The sequence below is a fragment of the Rhizobacter sp. P2_H2 genome (assembly GCF_056403375.1).
In genome coordinates this window covers 1-4,703 of record NZ_JBFUFP010000390.1, presented here as the reverse complement: position 1 = coordinate 4,703, position 4,703 = coordinate 1, and the positions used below count along the sequence as shown (strand labels likewise).

General features: G+C 71.8%; 7 protein-coding genes. 5 read left to right on the top strand and 2 right to left on the bottom strand.

Annotated features, from left to right (window positions below; all coding sequences use genetic code 11):
* From AC1D15_RS18730 to AC1D15_RS18715, 4 genes are all read left to right on the top strand, one after another.
* Positions 1-313 (top strand): GNAT family N-acetyltransferase (locus AC1D15_RS18730; RefSeq protein WP_477827167.1); only part of this gene is annotated, 313 nt, incomplete at its 5' end.
* Positions 314-381: 68 nt separating this feature from the next.
* Positions 382-1,173 carry an acetoacetate decarboxylase family protein gene (locus AC1D15_RS18725; protein WP_477827166.1) on the top strand — a complete coding sequence of 264 codons (792 nt, stop codon included), beginning with the start codon at positions 382-384 and terminating at the stop codon, positions 1,171-1,173.
* Positions 1,166-2,023: a helix-turn-helix transcriptional regulator gene (locus AC1D15_RS18720; protein WP_477827165.1), complete on the top strand. Its 858-nt coding sequence runs from the start codon at positions 1,166-1,168 to the stop codon at positions 2,021-2,023. Before AC1D15_RS18725 ends, AC1D15_RS18720 begins: the two co-directional genes overlap by 8 nt.
* Before the next feature lie 66 nt (positions 2,024-2,089).
* On the top strand, positions 2,090-2,494 hold the full coding sequence (locus AC1D15_RS18715) for a hypothetical protein (RefSeq protein ID WP_465110772.1): 405 nt from the start codon (positions 2,090-2,092) through the stop codon (positions 2,492-2,494).
* On the opposite strand, the gene AC1D15_RS18710 is transcribed toward AC1D15_RS18715, so the two are convergent.
* Entirely contained in the window at positions 2,461-2,892 is a 432-nt protein-coding gene (locus AC1D15_RS18710; protein ID WP_477827164.1) for a response regulator, read from the bottom strand. The genes AC1D15_RS18715 and AC1D15_RS18710 overlap by 34 nt on opposite strands.
* A 132-nt stretch (positions 2,893-3,024) precedes the next feature.
* Positions 3,025-4,080 carry a Holliday junction branch migration DNA helicase RuvB gene (gene ruvB / locus AC1D15_RS18705; RefSeq protein ID WP_047510246.1) on the bottom strand — a complete coding sequence of 352 codons (1,056 nt, stop codon included), beginning with the start codon at positions 4,078-4,080 and terminating at the stop codon, positions 3,025-3,027.
* A 98-nt stretch (positions 4,081-4,178) separates the two neighbouring features.
* Between ruvB and AC1D15_RS18700 the strand changes: the two genes are divergently transcribed.
* Positions 4,179-4,574 (top strand): DUF2946 family protein, encoded by a 396-nt coding sequence (locus tag AC1D15_RS18700; protein ID WP_477827163.1) that lies wholly within the window; start codon positions 4,179-4,181, stop codon positions 4,572-4,574.
* The last annotated feature ends 129 nt before the right edge of the window (positions 4,575-4,703 follow it).

Below are 4,703 nucleotides of genomic sequence, written 5' to 3'. Positions count from 1 at the left end.
CTACCGGCCGCGGCCGGCCTACCGCCACACGGTGGAGAACTCGGTCTACGTCGCGCACGACCGCGCCGGCCAAGGCATCGGCAGCGCGCTGCTCGACCTGCTGATCCGGCGCTGCGAGGCCGGGCCGTGGCGGCAGATGCTGGCGGTGATCGGCGACAGCGGCAACGCCGGCTCGATCGCGCTGCACCGCCGGATGGGCTTCCAGCATGCCGGCACGCTGGTCTCGGTCGGCTTCAAGTTCGGTCGTTGGCTGGACACGCTGCTGATGCAGCGGCCGCTCGGTGCCGCAGACGCTTCGCTGCCGCCGGCCTGATCACTGGCGTTCAAGACGCCCGGTACCCGCACCGGCACCATGGCCGGCCCTGAACGCAGAATGCCGCCATGTTCGCCAGCCCCGGTTTCACGCCGCCCTACACCGTCTCCGGCCGCAGCGCGCTGGTCACCGCGCCGCCCTGGCATTACGCCGGCTGGCTGCTGAACATCGCGTTCGGCTTCGATGCCGCGCGCGGTGCCGACCTGGTGCCGCCTTCGATCGGCCGCACGATCGGTCGCATGACAGGCCAGGGCTGCGTGCACTTCGCCGACTGGCAGGCCACCACCGACGGCAGCGAGCTGCTCGACCCGGTGCAGGCGCAGTACCGCGAGACCATCGTCGTGCTGGAGATCGAGCGCGCCGACGGCAGCCGCTGCGGCATCTGCCCGGCGATCTGGGTCGACCAGGATGTCTCGATGCTGCGCGGCCTGCTGCAAGGCTGGCCGAAGAAGATGGGCAGCACCTGGCTCACGCGCAGCCTGCCGCTCGATCACCCGGCCGCCGCGCCGCTGCGCGCCGGCACGCGGCTGGGCGCGAGCCTGGCGGTGAAGGACCGCCGCCTGATCGAGGCCGAGGCATGCCTGACCGGCGCGGCGGGCCGGCCGCTCGGCTTCCTCGCGATGCCGACGCTCGGCGTGGCTGGCTTGCCCGACCTGCGCGAACCAGCCCGCCCGCCCGAGCTGCGCCTGCTGCGCGCCGACATCGCGCAGCCGACCACGAGCGGATGGCATGCGGCCAGTGCGTCGCTGCGTGTGTTCGCGCACCCGCGCGAGGAGCTGTCGCTGCTTGGCGACCTGCAGCCCGGCGAGGCGAGCGCCGGCTGGTGCGGCCTGACGGTCGTCGGGGCGCGCGATGCCTGAGACCGGCCTGACGCGGCATTCGAGCGTGCGGCGCTGGCATGTCGATGGCCGGCTGGCGCTCGAGCAGGTGATGCACCACCGGCCGGGGCAGGAATGGGCGCCGCACTGGCATGACGAATGGTCGATCGGCGCGGTGCTGGCCGGCCGCTGCCGCTTCAGCCTGGGCGGGCGCCGGCACACCGCGTCGGCGGGCGACCTGCTGGCGATCGCACCGGGCGCCGTGCACACCTGCGGGCTCGATGCGGGCGAGGGCGGCGACACGCGCGTCGTGATGGTCTATGCCCCTGTGCCGTGGCTGGCGGCGCGGGGGGTGGCGATGCCGCGGGGCAGTGCGCGTGCGCCGATGCCTGCGCTGGCCGCCGAAGCGCAGGGCTTGTGCGACAACCACAGCGACCGCGACAGCGCCGCCGCATCGGCCTGGCTGAACCGCGCAGCGGCGGCGCTGGCCGATGACCAGTCGCTGCTGCCGGGCGATCCGGATCCCTCGGGCCGTGCGGCGCGCCAGGTGCTGGCCGCGCTGCAGCGTGCCGCGGCGGCCGCCACCGGCGAGACCACGCTCGCGATCGACGAGCTCGCACGCGACTGCGCGCTCAGCCGCGAACATTTCCACCGCGTCGCAACGCGCTGGCTGGGACTGAGCCCCGGCGACTACCTGCGCGCCGCCCGCCTGGCCCGCGCGCGCCGGCTGCTGCTCGACGGCGCATCGATCGCGCAGGCGGCGCAGGCCTGCGGCTTCGCCGACCAAGCGCACCTGACGCGCTGGTTCAGCCGCCACTTCGGCTACACGCCCGGCGCTCTCGTGCAGGCGGTGCGGCCCCCATTCGCGGGCCCCCAGGCGACTTCGCATTGACGCCCGGCGAGCGAGGTCTAGACTTCCTGCAGGTCCTTCATCGGGACCCGTCTGGAGGGTGATGCGATGTCAGTCAAGCGGATGACCAAGGGTGCCCGGCCCCACTCGCTGGGCGCATTCAAACCGGTCGGCCACGTGGTCGTCGCGCTGCCGAGCGACGAGCTCGCGCGGCAGGCGATGCGGGCCCTGGTCGATGCGGGCTTCGACGACGATGACGTGATGTTCATCACCGCCGAGGAAGAAGGCGCGCAGATGCGGCACATGCTCGGCCACGCGAGCCAGCTGGCCGGTTTCGGCTACGAGGTGACGCTGATGCGACGCTACCAGCAGCTCGCCGGCGAAGGCTGCGGCTGGCTGCTGGTGTACGCGCCCGACACGCCGCACGCCGAGCGCGTCGCCGAGGTCGTCAAGCGCTTCGATGCCCGGCTCGCCGAGCGCTACCACTGGTTGGTGGTCGAGGACCTGATCTGATCGCTCAGGGCTGACAGCCGCAGCGGCTCGGAATGCCGCCACATCTCGCTTTGCAGGCGGGGCAGCAGGCCGTGGTCGAGGTCGTGCCGGTCGAAGATGCCGGCGGCGCCGGGAAGGTTGCCGCGCAGTTCTTCGTGCAGTTCGCCACGCAATTCGCCAATCAGGTAGACATGGCAGCCAAGCCGCTCGCGGTGGATCCGCTCCAGCAGGCTCAACCCCTGGCCATCGGTGAGGTCCAGGCTCAGCAGCACCACGTCCGGATCGAGCTGGCGCAGCAGCGCCATCACAGGCGCTTGTGCGCTCGCCTGCCCGACCACCATCGCGCCGGGCAGCGCCATCAGCAGCGACACCAGTTGCCGCCGTTGCGCTTCGTCATCCTCGACCACCACGAACTTCATCGAGTGCTTCCTCCGCCGTCTGATTGTCGACCGGAGGGCGGGGCGGCTGCAGACGGCCGGGCGCCGTGCCGCGTGGAGGGTGACGACGGGTGGGCGTGTAGGTGATCTGCCGACGTGCGTCGGCAGATGGCGTCAGTTGTCGAACAGGTCGGTCGCGGCCCGCGTCGGCGTCACGCCGAGGTGCCGGAAGGCCGCCAGCGTCGCGACCCGGCCGCGCGGCGTGCGCTGCAGGTAGCCTTGCTGGATCAGGTACGGCTCGATCACGTCCTCGATGGTCTCGCGCTCCTCGCCGATCGCCGCAGCCACGTTGTCCAGGCCGACCGGGCCGCCGTCGAAGCGGTGGATCACCGCCTCGAGCAGCTTGCGGTCCATCACGTCGAAGCCCTGCGGGTCGACGTCGAGCATCGCGAGCGCCTTGTCGGCCAGCGCCTTCGAGATGCGGCCGTCGCCCTTCACGTCGGCGTAGTCGCGCACGCGGCGCAGCAGCCGGTTCGAGATGCGCGGCGTGCCGCGCGAGCGGCGGGCGATCTCGAACGCGCCCTCGGCATCGGTCGGCACGTTCAGCAGCCCGGCCGAGCGGTGCACGATGCGCGCGAGTTCTTCGGCGCTGTAGAACTCCAGCCGCGCGACGATGCCGAAGCGGTCGCGCAGCGGGTTGGTCAGCATGCCGGCGCGCGTGGTGGCGCCGACCAGCGTGAACGGCTGCAGGTCGAGCTTGATCGAGCGCGCGGCCGGGCCCTCGCCGATCATGATGTCGATCTGGTAGTCCTCCAGCGCCGGGTACAGGATTTCCTCGACGACCGGGCTCAGCCGGTGGATCTCGTCGATGAAGAGCACGTCGTTCTTCTCGAGGTTGGTCAGGATCGCCGCCAGGTCCTTCGGCTTCTCGAGCACCGGGCCCGAGGTCTGGCGCAGGTTCACGCCGAGCTCGTTGGCGATGATGTGGCTCAGCGTGGTCTTGCCGAGGCCGGGTGGGCCGAACAGCAGCACGTGGTCCATCGCCTCGCCACGCATGCGGGCCGCGCCGATGAAGATCTCCAGCTGCTCGCGGATCTTGGCCTGGCCCACGTACTCGGCCAGGCCCTTCGGGCGCAGCGCCCGCTCGATCGCCTCTTCGTTGGGCGAGCTGGGCGCAGCGCTCACCACGCGCGGTGGCAGGCTGCCGAAATCGTCGGTCTGGATGGCCATGGCCCATTATCGACGGCGCTGGCGAGCGTTTGCGTTTGCTCACGCGGTGTGCAGGAAATGTGCAGAGGCCGTCCGGACGGCTGCGGCACAATCGGACCATGACCTCCCGCCATCCTGCATCGCGATGGGCCGTCTGGGCCTTTGCGCTGGCGCTGCTGCTGAAAGCCGCGGTGCCGATGCTGGCGAGCGCGTCGGCGCAGATGCAGGGCAAGACGCTGGTCGAGGTCTGCACGGTCTACGGTGTCGCCACCGTCGCGCTCGACGACAGCGGCGAGCCGAAGCAGGCGCCCGCCGACCACGCCGGGGCGCATGGCAGCGAGCATTGCGCGCTGTCGGCAGTGCTGGCGCTGGCGGCGCCGAAGCCCGGCCCGGTCATCGCCGCGCTCGCTGCGGCCGAGTCGCCTGCGCCGCCGGTTCGCGCCGGCGCGCCGATCCCCGATGCCGAGGCCGACTGGATCGCCCGGCTCAAGCACGGGCCTCCCTCCCTCACCTGAACCCACCGCCTTGCCCGCGGTGCGCGTGGCGCACCGACGGCCTGTGTGATCGACCGCGGCGTCGTGCGCCCGGTCCTGTTCAGGAGCATTCCGTGATGTACCGATTCACGCCAGCCGCCCGTGCGGTGC

Excerpts from the sequence above, each read along its gene's own strand:
- AC1D15_RS18725 (WP_477827166.1), top strand. The coding sequence starts at position 382 with ATGTTCGCCAGCCCCGGTTTCACGCCGCCCTACACCGTCTCCGGCCGC.
- AC1D15_RS18720 (WP_477827165.1), top strand. The coding sequence starts at position 1,166 with ATGCCTGAGACCGGCCTGACGCGGCATTCGAGCGTGCGGCGCTGGCAT.
- AC1D15_RS18715 (WP_465110772.1), top strand. The coding sequence starts at position 2,090 with ATGTCAGTCAAGCGGATGACCAAGGGTGCCCGGCCCCACTCGCTGGGC.
- AC1D15_RS18710 (WP_477827164.1), bottom strand. The coding sequence starts at position 2,892 with ATGAAGTTCGTGGTGGTCGAGGATGACGAAGCGCAACGGCGGCAACTG.
- ruvB (WP_047510246.1), bottom strand. The coding sequence starts at position 4,080 with ATGGCCATCCAGACCGACGATTTCGGCAGCCTGCCACCGCGCGTGGTG.
- AC1D15_RS18700 (WP_477827163.1), top strand. The coding sequence starts at position 4,179 with ATGACCTCCCGCCATCCTGCATCGCGATGGGCCGTCTGGGCCTTTGCG.